The sequence below is a fragment of the Aeromonas rivuli genome (assembly GCF_020149575.1).
Lineage (GTDB): Bacteria > Pseudomonadota > Gammaproteobacteria > Enterobacterales > Aeromonadaceae > Aeromonas > Aeromonas rivuli.
On record NZ_CP079742.1, the window covers coordinates 1,003,280 to 1,021,848 of the forward strand.

The 18,569-nt window shown below is 63.3% G+C and carries 16 protein-coding genes; 14 read left to right on the forward strand and 2 right to left on the reverse strand.

What is annotated here, in order from left to right; all coding sequences use genetic code 11:
- Positions 1 to 9: 9 nt before the first annotated feature.
- From gpt to KYK33_RS04865, 5 genes are all read left to right on the forward strand, one after another.
- Complete coding sequence (gene gpt, locus KYK33_RS04845) at positions 10 to 477, forward strand: xanthine phosphoribosyltransferase (protein WP_005892554.1); 468 nt, start codon at positions 10 to 12, stop codon at positions 475 to 477.
- A 155-nt stretch (positions 478 to 632) separates the two neighbouring features.
- Positions 633 to 1,895: an esterase FrsA gene (frsA, locus tag KYK33_RS04850; protein ID WP_224432208.1), complete on the forward strand. Its 1,263-nt coding sequence runs from the start codon at positions 633 to 635 to the stop codon at positions 1,893 to 1,895.
- Between the two features lie 70 nt (positions 1,896 to 1,965).
- Complete coding sequence (gene crl / locus KYK33_RS04855; protein ID WP_042039768.1) at positions 1,966 to 2,358, forward strand: sigma factor-binding protein Crl; 393 nt, start codon at positions 1,966 to 1,968, stop codon at positions 2,356 to 2,358.
- Positions 2,359 to 2,447: 89 nt separating this feature from the next.
- Positions 2,448 to 3,551: a glutamate 5-kinase gene (gene proB / locus KYK33_RS04860; protein ID WP_224432209.1), complete on the forward strand. Its 1,104-nt coding sequence runs from the start codon at positions 2,448 to 2,450 to the stop codon at positions 3,549 to 3,551.
- 216 nt (positions 3,552 to 3,767) lie between these two features.
- On the forward strand, positions 3,768 to 5,021 hold the full coding sequence (locus KYK33_RS04865) for a glutamate-5-semialdehyde dehydrogenase (protein WP_224432210.1): 1,254 nt from the start codon (positions 3,768 to 3,770) through the stop codon (positions 5,019 to 5,021).
- 92 nt (positions 5,022 to 5,113) lie between these two features.
- Here the strand turns inward: KYK33_RS04865 and KYK33_RS04870 are convergent, their stop codons facing one another.
- Positions 5,114 to 5,545, reverse strand: coding sequence for a universal stress protein (locus tag KYK33_RS04870; protein ID WP_224432211.1), 432 nt, complete (start codon positions 5,543 to 5,545; stop codon positions 5,114 to 5,116).
- Between the two features lie 215 nt (positions 5,546 to 5,760).
- Here KYK33_RS04870 and KYK33_RS04875 point away from each other — a divergent pair, with 215 nt between their 5' ends.
- Positions 5,761 to 6,516, forward strand: a complete 756-nt coding sequence (locus tag KYK33_RS04875) for a substrate-binding periplasmic protein (RefSeq protein WP_224432212.1) — start codon at positions 5,761 to 5,763, stop codon at positions 6,514 to 6,516.
- Positions 6,517 to 7,043: 527 nt separating this feature from the next.
- Here the strand turns inward: KYK33_RS04875 and KYK33_RS04880 are convergent.
- Positions 7,044 to 7,544 carry an RNA methyltransferase gene (locus tag KYK33_RS04880; protein ID WP_224432213.1) on the reverse strand — a complete coding sequence of 167 codons (501 nt, stop codon included), beginning with the start codon at positions 7,542 to 7,544 and terminating at the stop codon, positions 7,044 to 7,046.
- A 309-nt stretch (positions 7,545 to 7,853) separates the two neighbouring features.
- On the opposite strand from KYK33_RS04880, the gene KYK33_RS04885 reads away from it, so the two are divergent.
- From KYK33_RS04885 to nirD, 8 genes are all read left to right on the forward strand, one after another.
- Complete coding sequence (locus KYK33_RS04885) at positions 7,854 to 10,475, forward strand: nitrate reductase (RefSeq protein ID WP_224432214.1); 2,622 nt, start codon at positions 7,854 to 7,856, stop codon at positions 10,473 to 10,475.
- The gene (gene cobA, locus KYK33_RS04890) at positions 10,472 to 11,257 is read left to right on the forward strand and encodes a uroporphyrinogen-III C-methyltransferase (RefSeq protein ID WP_224432215.1); all 786 of its coding nucleotides are present in this window, start codon (positions 10,472 to 10,474) and stop codon (positions 11,255 to 11,257) included. The genes KYK33_RS04885 and cobA overlap by 4 nt, the downstream gene beginning before the upstream one ends.
- Positions 11,258 to 11,368: 111 nt before the next feature.
- Positions 11,369 to 11,950: an ANTAR domain-containing response regulator gene (locus KYK33_RS04895; RefSeq protein WP_224432216.1), complete on the forward strand. Its 582-nt coding sequence runs from the start codon at positions 11,369 to 11,371 to the stop codon at positions 11,948 to 11,950.
- Between the two features lie 382 nt (positions 11,951 to 12,332).
- Positions 12,333 to 13,718 carry a CmpA/NrtA family ABC transporter substrate-binding protein gene (locus tag KYK33_RS04900; RefSeq protein ID WP_224432217.1) on the forward strand — a complete coding sequence of 462 codons (1,386 nt, stop codon included), beginning with the start codon at positions 12,333 to 12,335 and terminating at the stop codon, positions 13,716 to 13,718.
- A 21-nt stretch (positions 13,719 to 13,739) separates the two neighbouring features.
- Positions 13,740 to 14,672, forward strand: coding sequence for an ABC transporter permease (locus tag KYK33_RS04905; protein WP_042040125.1), 933 nt, complete (start codon positions 13,740 to 13,742; stop codon positions 14,670 to 14,672).
- Between the two features lie 25 nt (positions 14,673 to 14,697).
- Entirely contained in the window at positions 14,698 to 15,519 is an 822-nt protein-coding gene (locus tag KYK33_RS04910) for an ABC transporter ATP-binding protein (RefSeq protein ID WP_224432218.1), read from the forward strand.
- Between the two features lie 65 nt (positions 15,520 to 15,584).
- A complete protein-coding gene (gene nirB, locus KYK33_RS04915) occupies positions 15,585 to 18,131 on the forward strand; it encodes a nitrite reductase large subunit NirB (protein ID WP_396021391.1) in 2,547 nt (848 codons plus the stop codon).
- Positions 18,128 to 18,460: a nitrite reductase small subunit NirD gene (nirD, locus tag KYK33_RS04920; RefSeq protein WP_224432220.1), complete on the forward strand. Its 333-nt coding sequence runs from the start codon at positions 18,128 to 18,130 to the stop codon at positions 18,458 to 18,460. Before nirB ends, nirD begins: the two co-directional genes overlap by 4 nt.
- Positions 18,461 to 18,569 lie beyond the last annotated feature (109 nt).

Sequence of the window (18,569 nt, forward strand, 5' to 3'; positions counted from 1 at the left end):
ATTAATAGTATGCCTAAGAAATTCTACGTGTCATGGGATAACCTGCAGCGGGAAGCCCGTCGTCTGGCTCGTCGCCAACTGCCTGTCAGCCAGTGGAAAGGGATCATCGCCGTCAGCCGTGGTGGCCTGGTGCCCGCGGCCCTGATGGCCCGTGAACTGGGCATTCGCAACGTAGAGACCCTGTGCATCTCCAGCTATGACCACAACAACCAGCGCGAGCTGACTGTGGTCAAGGCCGCAACCACCGCCGGGGACGGTGAAGGCTGGCTGGTGGTTGACGATCTGGTCGACACCGGCGGTACCGCCAAGGCCATTCGCGAGCTCTATCCAAGAGCCAAGTTCATCACCATCTTCGCCAAGCCCCTCGGCGAGCCGCTGGTGGATGACTTCGAAGTCGCCATTCCGCAAGACACCTGGATTGAGCAACCCTGGGACATGGCGCTGGAGTTCACCACGCCCATCTGCGAAGAGCAGTAATGCCGACGGCCTCTGCGGGCACCGCTTGTTGATACACAGGGCTCCTTCGGGGGCCCTGTTTCGTTGTGGCGTGGCAATGGGGCCAGTCTGGGGTGGTCTGCCATGACAAAACCTGGGTAAGATGGGTCACTGATTGATGGCGATGAGACGATGCAGTGAAGCCAAATGACGACATTAACTTGACCGAGCAACTCTTTACCCGAGTCAAGAAGGTCCAGGAGACCTCGGAGATATCGAACAGCAGTCCCCTTGAGCCGCAGGCTGAGACGGAGGACTTCATCGACGGTTCTGCGGTGCGCAGTTGGTATCGTCTGTTGCGCCGCCCTTCCTGGGCCTGGCAAGGGGCGGATCCGGTCGAGGTGGAGCAGACCCTGGCCCGGATCGCCATGGGCAAGGGGGAGCGGAGCTACCCTGAGTTGCTCGATACCATCAAGGGCTATGTGCCAGGCAACTGGGTCTTTGAATGGAGCCAGCAGGCCGGCGGTCACTTCAAGCAAGGGCGAGCCCTGGCCGACGCCGGTCAGCGTCCGGAGGCAATCAATGCCCTGCTCAAGGCGGTGCGCTACTACTCCATCGCCAGTTATCCCCATCTCAAGCACGATGAGCTGGCCGATCAGGCTCAACTGCTCGGCAATCTCGCTTATCGGGAGGCGGGGCGCCTGTTCGAGGTGCCGCTCAAAGAGATACAGGTGCCGTTTCGTGGCAAACACATTCAGGGCTACCTGCACCTGCCGACCATCGACAAGCCGGTGCCACTGGTGATGGTGAGCGGGGGCATCGACTCACTCCAGCTCGATTACCTCAATTTTTATCGCAAGTATTTGGCCCCGAATGGCATTGGCATGCTCTCCCTCGACATGCCGGGCATCGGCTACGCCGAACATTGGCCCCTGGTGCAGGACACCAGCCGCCTGCATCAAGCCGTGTTGCACTATCTGGCCGAGGTGGCCTGGGTCGATCACCAGCGCATTGCCATGGTGGGTTTTCGCTTTGCGGGCAACATAGCGGCCAGGCTCGCCTTCATTGAACCGTTCAAATTACGTACCGTGGTCTGCATCGGTGCCGGGGTGAATCAGTGCTTCGCCGACCCATCGCTTTTTGCCAAGTGTCCGCGCATGATGCGTGATAGTCTGGCTAACAGGCTGGGTGCCAATGCCGCCGACTGGGAACAGATCCGCACCAAGAGTCAGGTGTTTTCCCTGAAAAAACAGGGGTTGATGAGTACGCGCACCTCGGTGCCCATCCTCAGCATCGGTCACAAGCGGGACTTTATCTGTCCAGAGTCTGATGTCAGGGCACTGGCCGCCTGCAGCCGCAATGGCAAGGCGGTGGTGTTTGACAAGCAGCCGTTGCGGGAGGTCTATGACCAGGCGCTTCATGAAACGGTAACTTGGCTCAAGCAACATCTATGTACTTGAATATCTTCTTTTTACGCCGTCAGTATCCCGGTTGATGTGATGGCACTGCTTGTTCAACACGGAGGTTAACATGCCAGAAAGAGTCACCTATAAACGCCTGCTGCGGCAATTTGCCGCCATTGGCCCTTATCTCAGGGAAGACCTCTGTCATGAGGGGCGCTACTACTTTGATTGCCTGTCGGTCTGCGTCAGCGCCAAGGCGGCGCCGGACAAGCGGGAGTTCTGGGGCTGGTGGCTGGTATTGGAGCAAGACGATCACCACTTCCAGTACCACTATCAGCTCGGCTTTTATAACGGCGAGGGCAACTGGATAGACAAGCCGCTCCCCAAGAAGCATCAGGTCGAGGTAGACCGCTCCTTGCGACTCTTCTATCGGCTGCTTAATACCAAGCTGACACAACTGGAGTGCCAACTTGCCCCCGCGGAGCAGGTAACCCGCGAGTTATCCGTCACCGCCGCCTGACCCGACTGCCCTGCGGGGGTTAATTGCCTTGCAGGGCAGCAGGGGCGTGGGTATAAAGGGAATCCTTACCTTTTTGCCTTATCAATTCCATGGAAAACAAAACCATAGTCGTCAAGTTGGGCACCAGTGTACTCACCGGGGGATCTTCCCAGCTCAATCGTGCCCACATGGTCGAACTGGTTCGCCAGTGCGCCGCATTGCACCGCCAGGGCCACCGGGTGGTGCTGGTGAGTTCCGGGGCCATCGCCGCCGGTCGTGCCCATTTGGGGCACCCCCCACTGGCCCCGACCCTGACCAACAAGCAGATGCTGGCGGCCGTGGGACAGACCCAGCTTATCCGGGTCTGGCAGGATCTGTTCAACCTCTATGACCTGCACGTCGGCCAGATGCTGCTGACCCGCGCCGACCTGGAAGACAGGGAGCGCTACCTCAATGCGCGCGATACCCTGCGCACCCTGCTCGACCACCGCATCATCCCCATCATCAATGAGAACGATGCCGTCGCCACCGCCGAGATCAAGGTGGGGGACAACGACAATCTCTCTGCGCGTGCCGCCATTCTGGCCGATGCGGATCTGCTGATCCTGCTGACCGATCAGACCGGGCTCTTCACCGCGGATCCGCGCACCAACCCCGATGCCCAGCTGATCGAGGAGGTGCAGACCATAGACGATACCCTGCGTAAATTGGCAGGGGGCAGCGTCAGTGGCCTGGGGACCGGCGGCATGGCGACCAAGTTGCAGGCGGCCGATGTGGCGCGCCGGGCGGGGGTCGATGTGGTGATCGCCACGGGTCAGGTGCCGGAAGTGGTCGGGCGTCTCGCCAATGGCGAGCGGATCGGCACTCGCTTCCCGGCCCTGGCCTCTCCCCTTGAGGGGCGCAAGAGCTGGATCCTGGCGGGCCCACCGCCCCTTGGCGAAGTGCAGGTCGATCTCGGGGCCGTGGTCGCCATGCGCGACAAGGGCTCCAGCCTGTTGCCCAAGGGGATTACCGGGGTCAGGGGCATCTTCGTGCGCGGTGATGTGGTGCGGATCCTCGATCCCCATGGCAGCGAGCTGGCCCGTGGCATCTGCCGTTATAACCACGAGGAGCTGACACGGCTGCGGGGGGTTCACTCGGATCAGATAGAGACGCTGCTGGGCTATGGCTATGGCGCCGTGGCCATTCACCGCGACGACATGATACTGCTGTAGTGCTGATGCCGTGCGATGAGATGATGTCGCTGTAATCTACGCAGTGCAGGGCTATGGCCCGTGTGATGAGATGATGGCGCTGTAATCTACGTGGTGCAGGGCGGTGGCCCGCGCGATGAGATGATACTGCTGTAGTGTTGATGCCGTGCGATGAGATGATATCGCTGTAATCTAGGTGGTGGGCTGGGGCCCGCCGGCATATGAAAGGATCGAAAGATGAGTCTGGAGACATTGGGCCAAGCGGCCCGCGAGGCGGCCTATCAACTGGCTACCATCAACACGGCCCAGAAGAATCAGGCACTGCTGAGCATCGCCCAGGAGCTGGAAGCCCGGCAGAGCACCATATTGGCTGCCAACGCCAAGGACATCGCGGCGGGTCGGGAAGCCGGCCTGTCCGAGGCCATGCTGGACCGCTTGCTGCTCACCCCCGAGCGGCTGGCAGGCATTGCCAACGACGTGCGCAAGGTGGTGAGCCTGGACGATCCGGTCGGCGCTGAGCTGGACAGCCGCGTGCTGGAGAATGGCCTGCGTCTCTCCCGGCGCCGGGTGCCCATCGGGGTGATTGGGGTCATCTATGAGGCGCGTCCCAATGTCACCATCGACATCGCAGCGCTCTGCCTCAAGACCGGCAATGCCAGCATACTGCGCGGCGGGCGCGAGACCTTCCAATCCAACCTGGAGCTGGTCAAGGTGATCCAGGCCGCTCTGGCCAGTACTGGCCTGCCCATTGCGGCGGTGCAATACATCGACAACCCGGACCGGGCGCTGGTGGCTGAGCTGCTGCGGCTGGATCGCTACGTGGACATGATCATCCCCCGCGGTGGCGCCGGCCTGCACAAGATGTGCAAGGAGAACAGCTCCATTCCGGTCATCATCGGCGGTTTTGGCATCAGTCATGTGTTCGTGGATGCGAGCGCGGATCTGGCCCGCTCCCTGGCCGTCATCGACAATGCCAAGGTGCAGCGCCCCTCTGCCTGCAACGCCCTCGATACCCTGCTGGTGCATGACGCCATTGCCGCCGAGTTGCTGCCCAAGCTGGTCGCGCGGATGAACGAGCAGAAGGTGACCCTGGTGGCGCACCCCAATGCCATGGCGCAGCTCAACGGGGCCAACGGTATGCGGGAGGCGGGGGCCGACGATTTCGATACCGAATGGTTGGCGCTGACCCTGGGGGTCAAGCTGGTGGCCGGTGTGGAGGAGGCGCTGGCGCACATGCGCGAGCACAATGCCAGTCACTCTGACGCCATCCTGACCAATGATCTGGGCAACGCCGAACGCTTCATCAATGGTGCAGGCTCGGCCGCTGTCTATGTCAACGCCTCGACCCGCTTCACCGATGGGGCCCAGTTTGGTCTGGGGGCCGAGGTGGCTGTCTCTACCCAGATGCTGCATGCCCGGGGCCCCATGGGGCTGACCGAGCTGACCAGCTACAAGTGGGTGGGGCAGGCGGATTATCTCTCCCGCCCCTGAGTCTTGGTGCTGCGCCTCAGTCAATGACATGCCGACCCCAGGGTCGGCATGTTTGTTTCCTAAAGAGGCGCTTGGCACTTTTGGCTAGTGCATTAACCTTGGCGCACGATCAGCACGGGGCAGGGGGCATGACGCACCACGGATTCTGCCACGCTGCCAACCAGCAGGTGGCTGATGCCGGAGCGGCCATGGCTGCCCATCACCACCAGATCCACCTTCTCCTCCTTGGCCTGGGCGACGATCTCGTCGGCGGCGCGGCCAAAGCGCACGACGAAGTCGGCGGAGATCGGCAAGGTCTCGATGAGCCGTTGTATCTCTTCCTTGGCGTGGCGTTCCATCTCGTGGGTGATCTCGATGGCGGTCATGTGCAGAATCTTGTAGCTGTCGAAGCCGTGGAGCTGATCGACCACATGGATAAGCTTGAGGCTGGCATTGTGGCTCTTGGCCATGAAGACGGCATAGTCCAGTACGGGTTGGGACATCTGGGAAAAATCGACGGGACAGAGCAGGGTGCGGATAGACATGGAAGGCTCCTTTCGCGAGTGGTTTATGAGGGGCAGCCCATCGCAAATGGGCCACCAATGAATCTCACCTACCGTTATACCTGCTTGCCGCACAATAACTTGCGACTGGCTCGCAAATTTGAAAAATGGTGCCCGGTGTGATCCTGAACAGACTGATCTTCTGGGTAAGCCGTGCATAATCCAAAGCATGGCGCCAGGAGGCGAGAGGAGAGGGAATGCAGATACTGATACGAATCCTGTTGCTCTGCGGTTGCCTCTGTCCCCTGATGAGTCGGGCCGAGGATCTCCCCGTCTATTGCGATGACTGGCCCGGCTTTTGCGAGGCGGACGGAGGAGGGCTCTATCTGGATTTGGCCCGGCACATCTATGAGCCGCTCGGTTACCGGGTGAAACCGCAATCCATGCCCTACAAGCGGGCGCTGGCCATGGTGGTCAAGGGTGGATATGGTATCACCATGGGGGTCTATCTCAACGAGGTAGAGGGGGTGCACTGGCCCCATTATCCGGACGGTGCCGACGATGTGACGGTTTTCATGCTCGACAAGTGGCGCAAGAGCTGGCAGGGAGAGCAGAGTCTGGCCCAGCAACGGGTGCTCTGGCAGCGCGGTTGGGCCTTCGACAAATACATCAAGGTGCCGATGCGCTGGCATGAAGTGAACAGCCATCAGGATGCCATGGCGCTGCTGCCCAAGGGGCGCCACCGTTATTACCTGAGTGCGGGAGTGCTCTATGCCAATGACCCTCTGCCACCCCATGTCAGCCGGGTCTTCCTGCGCTGGCTGCCAAGCTACCCCATCTTTGCGCGCAGCGACGCCGGGCTCAAGTTGCAGCAAGAGTGGGATAGAGGCATGGCGCGTCTCATCGACAGCGGGGAGCTGACCGGGCTCTACCGGGAGAATCACTTGCTCGACTACTACAGTGATTTTTTACGGGGCCTCAAGCAGGAAAGGCGGGCTCAATCTGACCAATGACCCTTGGCCAGCCGATCATGGGGGATGACGCTGACCGTGACGGCCAGGCTTATGCCGTCACTGGGTGGCTATATAGGCCACCCTCTGCTCTCTTATGACGCTTGTGATCCGGTGCGAAGACGTTTGGCCAGCCGGTCATGAGGGATGACGTTGGTTGTAGTGGCCAAGCTCATGCATCCCTGGGGGGGATAGACCACATCCTTATTCCTCTGGCTTGCGCAGACGTTTGGCCAGCCGGTCATGAGGGATGACGTTGGTTGTAGTGGCCAAGCTCATGCATCCTTGGGGGGGATAGACCACATCCTTATTCCTCTGGCTTGCGCAGACGTTTGGCCAGCCGATCATGGGGGATGACGCTGACCGTGACGGCCAGGCTTATGCCGTCACTGGGTGGCTATATAGGCCACCCCCTGCTCTCTTATGACGCTTGTGATCCGGTGCGCAGGCGCTTGGCCAGCCGGTCATAGAGGATGACGTTGGTTGTAGTGGCCAAGCTCATGCATCCCTGGGGGGGATAGACCACATCCTTATTCCTCTGGCTTGCGCAGACGTTTGGCCAGCCGGTCATAGAGGATGACATTGACCGTGGCGGCCAGGTTCATGCAGCCGTGGGTCGGGATATAGACCACCCGTTTTACCCCGGCGAACAGCGCCGGTTCCAGGGTGCCATCCTCTGGGCCGAAGATGTAGAAAGCCCGTGCCGGATGGTCGAACTCCGGCAAGGGGGTAGCTCCCTCAATCAAGTCCACCAAGACCGGCTCGCACCCAGCGGGCATCACGCCGAGCAAGTCATCCACCCCGAGCAGGGGGATCTTGTCCACCATCTGTTTGGTGTCAGTGGCAAAGCGACGTGCCAGTTCGAAGCGGCTGCCGGTATAGCACACCTCATCGGCGCCATAGCAGCCCGCGGCCCGCAGCACGGCCCCCACATTGCTTGGTGACTTTGGATTGACCAGGCCCAGGCCGACATAGTCGCTCCCCGTCTCCCTTGCAGACTCGACGCAGCCTCTGTTGTTCTGTTCACTCATCTCGCTCTCCTGGTTTGCGGCGCCATTATAAAGGGCCATGCCCCGTTCTGCCCAGCCCACCGCTCTTGCTGGCTTGGCAACCCTGTCGGACCTCGCTCGCCTGTCCAGGCTGGGGCAGTTGCACCGAGTTGGGGAGCCATGAGGGAGGGCGAGGATCCAGCGTTGGCGCTGGCAGGCGTCCGGCAGGCTGGCAAGCTCTTTGCATTATCTTGTGCTGATAGACCACCAACAATATCAATGACAGGACAGAGGCGTCCGTTCCCTTCGATGGGGCGGACGCCTTTTTATTGCGGGCAGGCAGGAGGAAGGATGAAGACCACATGTGCATATTGCGGTGTTGGCTGTGGCATCAGCGTCACGCAGCAGGCGGGCGAGTGGCAGCTCGAGGGGGACAGCGCTCATCCGGCCAATGGCGGCGCACTCTGCGTCAAGGGGGCCAGCCTGCTGGAGACCCTGGCCTTTCCCCAGCGTCTGCTCTACCCCCGCCATCGGGGCCAGCGCATCAGCTGGGACGAGGCGCTCACTATGATGTCGGCCCAGTTCAGCCGGATCATGGCGGAATCCGGCCCCGAGGCGATCGGCATCTACCTCTCCGGGCAGCTCACCACGGAAGATTACTATGTGGCCAACAAGCTGATGAAGGGCTACATCGGCAGCGCCAATGTCGACACCAACTCCCGGCTCTGCATGTCCTCGGCCGTGGTGGCCCAGCAGCGGGCGTTCGGGGAGGATCTGGTCCCGGCCTGCTATGAGGATCTGGAACTGGCGGATCTCATCATCATCACCGGGGCCAACACGGCCTGGACACACCCGGTACTGTTTCGCCGCATCCAACAGGCGCGCAGCCGCCGTCCCGAACTCAAGCTGGTGGTGATGGATCCCCGCCGCACCATGACGGCGGAGCAGGCCGACTTGCATCTGGCCCTGCGTCCCGGCACCGATGTGGCGCTCTGGAACGGCTTGGGCCGCTACCTGCTCGATCACGACATCTGGGACCGAGATTATGTGGCGGCCCATGTCAGCGGCATCTCGGCCCTGGCTCGGGAGCTGGACGATCCCGCCTGGATGCCGGAGGCGGTGGCCCAGCATTGCGATCTGGCCCTCTCCGATCTGCTCGGTTTCTACCAGCTGTTCGCCCGCCACCCGCGCACCCTCAGCCTCTACTGCCAGGGCATCAATCAGTCCAATCAGGGGACGGACAAGGCCAATGCCATCATCAATGCGCATCTGCTGACCGGCCGGATAGGCAAGCCCGGTGCCTCCCCCTTCTCCCTCACGGGGCAACCCAATGCCATGGGCGGGCGCGAGGTGGGCGGGCTGGCCAGTCAGTTGGCCGCACACATGGGCTTTAGCGACGCGGAGCGCGATCGCCTGCAGCGTTTCTGGGGCAGCCCACGGATGGTGACGGGGCCTGGCCACAAGGCCGTCGAGTTGTTCGAGGCGGTGCACAGTGGTCAGATCCGTGCACTCTGGGTGCTGGGCAGCAACCCGGCGGCTTCCCTGCCAGATGGCGACCGGGTGCGGGAGTCCCTGGCGCGCTGCGAGTTTCTGGTGGTCTCCGATCTGACGGCGCAGACCGACACGGCGCGCTATGCCAATCTGCTGTTGCCCGCCCTTGGCTGGGGTGAGAAGAGCGGCACCGTCACCAACTCGGAGCGCTGCATCAGCCGCCAGCGCCCCTTCCTGCCGGCTCCCGGTGAAGCGCGTCCCGACTGGTGGGCCCTGGCCAGCCTCGGCCAGCGTCTCGGCTTTGGGGAGGCGTTCGCCTTCGCCGATGAGCATGCCATTTTCAGCGAACATGCCGCCCTCTCCGGCTTTGAAAACCGCGGGGAGCGCCAGTTCGACATCTCGGGGCTGGCCGGGCTGACCCCAGCCCAGTTCGAGGCGCTTGCCCCCCTGCGCTGGCCGGTCAATGAGGCTCACCCCCAGGGGTGCGATCGGTTGTTTGAGGATGGTCGCTTCCCTACCCCGGATGGCCGGGCCCGCTTGTTGCCCCTGAAACAACAGGCCCCCGCACTGGAGCCGCTGCCACCCGGAGCAGGAGTGCCCTTGCTGCTCAACTCGGGCAGGTTGCGGGATCAGTGGCACACCATGACCCGCAGCGGCCATGTGCCTCGCCTGCTGGAGGCCGAACCTTGGCCTCGGGTCATGGTGGGGCCGGCCAGCCTGCTCAGCCTGGGGCTGGATGCCGGGGATCTGGTCTGCCTGGACAATGGCCGGGGTCAGGTGCGGGTGCGGGTGGGACTGGATGAGGGGTTGCGGGAGGGGGAGGCCTTCTTGCCCATGCACTGGACCGACAGCCAGTGCAGCCAGGGCGCGGTCAACCGGCTGGTAGCCCCGCGCACGGATCCGCACTCCGGTCAGCCCATGTTCAAACAGGCCAGGGTGAGGCTCAACAAACAACCCACCCATTGGCAGGGCGTCTGGCTTGGCCAGCAGGCGCCTGCCGAGCGGGGGGACTGGTGGGCGCGCCGCCCTCTGGAGGGCGGGGAGTGCTGGTTGCTCGCCTCCTGGTCAGAGGGGATGAGTGAGTGCTGGCAGCGACTGGCCCTGGATGGGCACTGGCTGCGCCTGCCCGTCAAGGGGGGCTGGCTCGCCATTGCCCTCTCCCAGGGACGGATCCAGAGCCTGCTGCTGGTCGGCGAGCGTTGGCCGACCCTGAAGGTTGAGTTGCTGGCGAGCCTGCTCGGCTTGCCTCTGCAGGCTGGGGCCCTCAGCCAGACCCTGAGCGATGCCTTTGCCGGCGACTCCCGGCTCGTCTGCTCCTGCTTCCGGGTGACGGAGGCGCGCATCGTCAACGCCATCCGCGAGCAGGGGGTGAGCGAACTGGCGGGGCTGCAGGGGCTGCTTCAGTGCGGCAGCAACTGCGGCACCTGTCTGCCAGAGATTGACAAGCTATTGATACAACACCGCTTCCTGGAGTCAGCATGATGAAAAACTATCCGGAACAGACCGCCGTTCACATCGCTCTGGTGGGGGCAGGCCCTGGCCCTCTCGAGTTGTTGACCCTGAGGGCCTTGCGCCGCATCGAAGCGGCCGAGGTCGTGGTTTACGACCGCCTGGTGGGGGCCGAGATCCTCGCCATCATACCGGTCGGTGCGGCCCGCTTCGATGTGGGCAAGCGCTGTGGCGAGCCCAGCCCGAGCCAGCAGGAGATCAATGCCCTGCTGCTGGCGCTGGCGCGTACCGGCAAGCGAGTGGTGCGGCTCAAGGGGGGGGATCCGCTCATCTTCGGCCGGGGAGGGGAGGAGGCCCTCTATCTGGCCCATCACGGTTTTCGAGCCGAGCTGGTGCCCGGGATCACGGCGGCGCTCGGCTGCGCTGCCAGCACGGCCATCCCCTTGACCCACCGGGGGCTGGCTCGCTCGGTGACGTTGGTGACGGGCCATCTGCAGGGGGAAGAGAGCTTCAATGGTTGGCGCACCCTGGTCGGAGAGGGCCAGACCCTGGTCTGTTACATGGGGCTGGAACAGGCTGGCAAGATAGAGGCTGGCTTGCTGGGGGCGGGCGCCGATGGGGCGCTGCCGGTGGCCCTGATCGTGGCAGGGTGCAGCGAGCATGAGCGGGTGATCCGCTGCCGGCTCGGTGGCCTGGCCCGGGCCGCAGAGGCCCTGCGGGGCGCGACGCCAGTGCTCATCATTCTGGGAGAGGTGGTGGCGCTGCGTGATGAACTGGATCAACTGCTCACTGGCCTGGAGAGCCGGGTCGCCTGATCTACCCCCACTACCTAGAGCTGGATAATTTAGGGGTAGATTCAAACACTTGGCCCCCATGTTGCGTCAAAGAGAGCCTGTTCGATGGATTGAACTGACAAGAGGTGAGGCATGCAACATCAAGGCGGTAACTCTGAGGGGCGCCACTCCATACTGCTGATCCATGCCGATGACAGGATACAGGCCAACCGGCTGGGTATCCTGGTCAGCCATTATGGTCACAGCCCCCGCATCCTGGATGAGCGGGGGTTGCTGGGCGGCAAGATACAAGGGGACGGGCTGCTGATCAGCTGTCGGCGCTTCAGTGCCGAAATCAGGCTGGCCATGACCCAGGGGCAATTACTGCCCCGGATACTGTTTTGCGATCGTCTGACGGCGCAACAGCAGGCTGAGCTGCTGGCCCAGGGAGCCCTGGTGGTGCCCCATGGTTGTGGTGAGCGGGAACCTGTCGAGCAGTGGCTGCGACTGGCCCGTGCCCAGTTGGCCATGGTGCAGCAACAGCAGCAGGCTCAGGATGCATTGAAGGTGAAGCTGGAAGAACGACGGCTTATCGAGCAGGCCAAGGGGCGCTTGATGCGCCACCAGGGGCTGGATGAGGAGGCGGCTTACCAGGCGATGCGCAGCACCGCCATGGCCCAGAACCACAGCCTGGCGGAACTGGCCCGCCGTCTGCTCCAGGCGTTGCCCGCCTGAGAGGCGGCGTCACTCAGGCGACCCGAGCGAGGTGAGGGGGGATGGGTGGCCAACTTGGTGCAGATGCGCCGCGCTGGCGCACCCTGGCCCGACGCGCAGCCCCATTCGCCCGGTAGACAGGGCATGTGAGAAGTTGGCACGTATCCTGAATAGCTAATAGAGAGCAATAACAAGCCGGTGCCGCCAAGGGCGGACAGGCGCCAGGCCCTTCGGGGCTATCACCATGAGTGCTGGCACCATGAACGCTGGCACCATGAAAACTGGGCAATGTGGCCCCATCGACCATCAGGTCGGTGGGGCCTTTTTTTTGGCAAAACGGGGATGGCAACAACGCAACGGCGCGTGATGGCCAGACCCGGATGAGCGAAGTGAAGAGGTAACTATGAAGCCAAGAATGATGTGCAAAGGTGCGCTGCTGGCCATGTTGGCCTGGCCAGCCCTGGGGGCGGTAACGGCTGCGTCTGAGACGGTCAGCATCGGAGCCCCCGAGAAGGAAGAGCTCAAGCTGGGCTTCATCAAGTTGACCGACATGGTGCCCCTGGCGGTGGCCTATGAGCAGGGCTATTTCGAGGACGAGGGCCTCTATGTCACCCTGGAGGCTCAGGCCAATTGGAAGGTGCTGCTGGACAGGGTCATCGATGGCGAGCTCGACGGTGCCCAGATGCTGGCGGGCCAGCCCTTGGGAGCCCACATCGGCATCGGCACCCAGGCCGAGCTGGTGACCGCCTTCTCCATGGATCTCAATGGCAATGGCATCACGGTTGCCAACTCGGTGTGGCAGGCCATGCTGCCTCAGCTGGCCAAGCAGGCCGATGGCCAGGTGGTGCGCCCCGTCTCGGCCAGCAGCCTCAAGCCGGTGCTGGACCAGTACCGCCAGTCGGGCAAGGCCTTCAACTTCGGCATGGTGTTCCCCGTCTCATCCCACAACTACGAGTTGCGCTACTGGTTGGCGGCAGGGGGCGTACACCCTGGCTACTATGCCCCGCTCAAGGGGGATGACTCGGGTCAGCGTCAGGGGGAGGTGCGGCTCTCGGTCACCCCGCCCCCCCAGATGCCCGCCACCCTGGAGGCTGGCACCATCTCGGGTTACAGCGTGGGCGAGCCCTGGAACCAGCAGGCGATCGCCAAGGGGATCGGAGTCCCGGTCATCACCGACCTTGAGATCTGGCGCAACAACCCCGAGAAGGTGCTGGGCGTCACCCAGGCCTGGGCCGAACGCTATCCCAATACCCATGTCCGTCTGGTCAAGGCGCTGATCCGCGCCGCCCACTGGCTCGATGCCAACGACAATGGCAATCGCCGGGCGGCGGCCAAGCTGCTGGCTCGCCCCGATTACGTGGGGGCGGACGAAGGGGTGATCGCCGCTGCCATGACCGGCAGCTTCGAATACAACAAGGGCGACGTGCGCAGCCTGCCCGATTTCAATGTCTTCTTTCGCCATCATGCCACCTACCCCTACTACTCCGATGCCATCTGGTTCCTGACCCAGATGCGCCGCTGGGGGCAGATCCCCCAGGCGCAATCCGATGCCTGGTTCGAGCAGGTTGCCCGCGCCGTCTATCGGCCCGAGGTGTACCAGCAGGCGGCGCTGTCACTCATCGAGGAGGGCAAGCTCAAGGCGGCGGATTTCCCGGCGTTTGCGACCGAGAGCGGTTATCGCGGCCCGCAACAAGGTTTTATCGACGGCATCGTCTATGACGGTCGCCATCCCAATGACTATCTGAACCACTTTGCCATCGGCCTCAAGGGCGATGAACAGGTGCAGTGAAGCCAAGGACAAGGAGTCTTCATGATGAAAGCGACAGCGATCGGGCGCCTGCTGGCCCCCTGTTTCGGCATAGTGTTGTTTCTGCTCTGTTGGCAGCTGGGGGCCAGTCAGGTTAAGACTAGTCTGGGTACCTTGCCGGGCCCCGGGGCGACCGCCAGCCAGCTCTGGCAACTGGGCCAGGAGCACCTGGCCGAGCGGGAGCGCGAATCCGGCTTCCTGGCCCGCCAGGCCAGTCGCAATGCCGAGCGGCTGGCGGCGGATCCCGCTGCCAGCATCAAGGTGAGAGCCTACCCGGGGCGGGCGACCTTCTTCGACCAGATTGGCACCAGCTTGCTGACGGTGGCCACCGGCTTTGGGCTGGCGACCCTGCTGGCCGTCCCTCTGGGGATAGTGCTTGGCATACACCCGCAGCTCTATCGCATCGCCAATCCGGTGATCCAGCTGCTCAAGCCGGTCTCCCCCCTGGCCTGGCTGCCGCTGATCACCATGGTGGTGAGTGCCGTCTATGTGAGCCCGGATCCCTGGCTGGCAAAATCCTTCGTCAACTCGGCGCTGACCGTGGCCCTCTGTTCACTCTGGCCGACTCTGCTCAACACGGCGGTCGGGGTGAGCTCGGTGGACCCGGATCTCCATAACGTGAGCCGGGTGCTGCGGCTGCCCTTCCTGACGCATATCGCCAAGATAGTGCTGCCCAGCGCCTTGCCGATGATCTTCACCGGCATGCGCCTCTCCCTAGGCGTCGCCTGGATGGTGTTGATTGCCGCCGAGATGCTGGCCCAGAACCCGGGGCTCGGCAAGTTCGTCTGGGACGAGTTCCAGAGCGGCAGTTCCGCCTCCCTGGCCCGGATCATGGTGGCCGTGGTGACCATAGGTCTCATCGGTTTCGCGCTGGATCGCCTGATGTTGGCGCTGCAGCAGTGGTTGTCCTGGGACAAGCGGCAGCTGCTGCGTTGATGGCCCTGACGGGCAAGGAGTCGTGATGAAAACCTATCTGGATTTGAGTGAACTCGGCATGTCGTTCACCACTGAGCATGGGGTCTTCGAGGCCCTGACCGGGGTGAACCTGAAGATAGAGAAGGGGGAGTTCATCTCCCTGATAGGCCACTCGGGCTGTGGCAAGAGCACTGTACTCAATCTGGTGGCCGGGCTGCTGGAGCCGAGCCAGGGGGGCATCATCCTCGATGGCCGCGAGGTGGATGGGCCAGGGCCCGAGCGGGCCATGGTGTTCCAGAACCACGCCCTGCTGCCCTGGCTCAGTGTTCATCAGAACGTTGAGCTGGCGGTCAGGCGGCGGGTAACGGGGCGCGAGGAGGTGGCCGAACAGGTGCACTACTTCCTCTCCCTGGTGCAGATGGAGCATGCCAGCCACAAGATGCCCCATGAGATCTCGGGGGGCATGAAGCAGCGGGTCGGCATCGCGCGGGCGCTGTCGCTCTCCCCCAAGGTGCTGTTGATGGATGAACCCTTCGGCGCCCTGGATGCCCTGACCCGGGCTCATCTGCAGGATGCGCTGATGGCCATCCAGGCTGAGCTTGGCAACACCGTCATCATGATCACCCATGACGTGGACGAGGCGGTGTTGCTGTCGGATCGCATCATCATGATGACCAATGGCCCGGCGGCGACCGTGGGGGAAATTCTGGCGGTCAATCTGCCCAGACCCAGGGACAGGGTGGCCCTGGCCGACGACCCGGCGTACCACAAGTTGCGCCAGCAGGTGCTGCGTTTCCTCTACGAGAAGCAGCGCAAGGTGACACAGCTCAAGACGGCCACCGGGGGCGTCATCAGACGCACCGCCTGAATCGGGACACGGGAACAAGGATGAACGAGATGGATAAACAAAAATTGGTGGTGATAGGCAATGGCATGGCTGGTGAGATAGACCATCACTTCACCGAACAACCCAAGGTGGTTGAGAAACAGCAACTGCTGGTCGTCGGCAATGGCATGGTCGGTCATCACTTCATCGAACAGCTGGTGGCGGCAGATGGACTGGCCCGCTTCACGGTCACCGTATTGGGGGCCGAACCCGATCCCGCCTATGACAGGGTGCATCTCTCCGAGGTGTTTGGCGGCAAGGCGCCCGACGCGTTGCGCCTCGCCGACCCGGCCTGGTACGCCGAGCAAGGGGTGAGCTTGCGGCTCGGTGCCAAGGTCGAGAGCCTGGACAGGGCCGCTCGCCAGCTCTGCCTCGAGTCCGGGGAGCGCCTCGACTATGACCGTCTGGTGCTGGCCACCGGCTCTGTGCCCTTCGTGCCGCCCATCCCCGGTCATGAGCGGGCTGGCTGTTTCGTCTATCGCACCCTGGGGGATCTGGACGAGATCCGCGATGCCTGCGCCGCCGCCCGCACTGGCGTCGTCATCGGCGGCGGCCTGCTCGGCTTGGAAGCGGCCAATGCCCTGCGATTGCTGGGACTCAAGACGCGGGTGGTGGAGTTCGCTCCCCGACTGATGCCGGTTCAGCTCGATGAGAGCGGCGGCGCCCTGCTCAGGGAGAAGATCCAGGGGCTGGGGGTCGAGGTGTACACGGCCACGGCGACCGAGGCCATCGAGGATGGCGAGACGGCGCGGCATCGCCTGCGCTTCGCCGATGGTCAGCATCTGGAGACGGATGTGATCCTCTTCTCGGCCGGGATACGCCCGGCAGATGCCCTGGCCCGTCAGGGGGGGCTGACGGTGGGTGAGCGAGGGGGTATCTGCATCGATGAGGGCTGCATCAGCTCGGATCCCGCCATCCTGGCCATCGGTGAGTGTGCGCTCTGGCAGGGGCGCATCTACGGACTGGTGGCCCCCGGTTACCAGATGGCCCGCGCCGCCGTGGCGACCCTCTGTGGCGGTGAGACCCGCTTCCAGGGCGCTGACATGTCCACCAAGCTCAAGCTGATGGGGGTGGATGTGGGCTCCATCGGTGATGCCCATGGCAGCAGCGAAGGGGCTCAGGAGCTGTTGCTGCTGGACAGGGTCAATGGCATCTACAAGAAACTGGTGACCGATGGCGAGGGCAAGCGGCTGCTCGGCGCCATCCTGGTGGGGGATGGCAGTGATTATGAGCGGCTGCTCCAGTACTACCAGAACGCTCTGCCTCTGCCCGAACCCGTGCTCTCCCTGTTGATGGGGGAGGGGGCCGAGGCGGCGGCGCCCATGGTGCTGCCCGACAGCGCCATCCTCTGCTCCTGCCATAACGTCAGCAAGGGGGCCGTGGTGGCCGCCGTTCGGGCGGGCAATCACGAGCTGGCGGCGGTGAAGAGCTGCACCAAGGCGGGCACCGGCTGTGGCGGTTGCAGCAACTTGCTCAAGCAGGTGGTGGACGTGGCCCTGGCCGAGCTGGGGGTGGAGGCCGACCACAGTCTGTGCGAGCACTTCGCCTACAGCCGTCAGGAGCTCTACCACCTGGTCCGCGTGGGGGAGATCAAGACCTTCGATGCCCTGCGGGATCGTCACGGTCAGGGGCTGGGTTGCGATATCTGCAAGCCGACCGTGGCCTCCATTCTGGCTTCGCTCTGGAACGAGCACGTGCTGGAGAAGCCCCACCGGGGACTGCAAGATACCAACGACGCCTTCCTGGCCAACCTGCAAAGAGACGGCACCTACTCGGTGGTGCCGCGCATCCCCGGCGGCGAGATCACCCCGGACGGCCTCATCACCATCGGCGAGGTGGCCCGCAAATACGGGCTCTACACCAAGATCACCGGCGGCCAGCGCATCGACTTGTTCGGTGCCAGGGTCGATCAGTTGCCGGACATCTGGGGGGAGCTCATCGCGGCGGGCTTCGAGACCGGCCAGGCCTATGGCAAGTCGGTGCGCACCGTCAAATCCTGTGTGGGCTCCACCTGGTGTCGCTACGGGGTGCAGGACTCCATGGGGCTGACCATGCGGCTCGAGCACAGGTACAAGGGGCTCAGAGCGCCCCACAAGCTGAAGTTTGCCGTCTCCGGTTGCACCCGGGAGTGCGCCGAGGCCCAGAGCAAGGACATCGGCGTCATCGCCACCGAGCGGGGCTGGAACCTCTATGTCTGTGGCAACGGCGGCATGCGGCCGCGTCACGCCGACCTGTTTGCCACCGATCTCGATGAGCCGACCCTGATCCGCTACATAGACCGATTGCTGATGTTCTATGTGCGCACCGGGGAGCGCCTGCAGCGCACCTCGGTCTGGATGGAGAGCATGGAAGGGGGGCTCGACTACCTCAAGTCGGTGATCGTGGAGGACAGGCTGGGCCTCGGGGCCGAACTTGAGGCCCACATGGAGTCCATTGTCGGCAGTTGGCAGTGCGAGTGGCAGAGTACCCTGGCCGATCCGGACAAGGTGGCGCTGTTCAAGGCATTCGTCGATGACGAGCCGGTTGCCACGCCGCCAAGGCGCGAGGAGCGTGGCCAGTGGGTCCCGGCGATCAAGATCAAGGAGTTGATATGATGCAGCAAGAAACCTGGTTGCCGGTCTGCGCCCTGGCCATGCTGTTGCCAGCCCAGGGTCGCAGTGCCCGGGTTGGGGAGCAGCAGCTGGCGCTGTTTCTGCTCGGGGAGCGGGTCTATGCCCTGGATGACAGGGATCCCGTCTCGGGTATTGCCCTGCTCTCGCGAGGCATAGTGGGGGATCTTGGCGGAGAGCCGGTGGTGGCCTCGCCACTCTACAAGCAGCGCTACGCCCTGATGGATGGCCGCTGTCTCGACGATCCGGCCCTCGGGGTGCGCGCCTGGCCCACCCGGCTGGAGGGAGAGACCATCTGGGTCAAGCTCTCCTGAGCCAGGTCACCAACATGCAATCAGATGCGTCACCAGCACCGGGCCTGCCCGGTGTTTTTTTGTGCGCCACCCGACAATTCTGCACCGCCCCTCTTTTGTCGAAACGTTT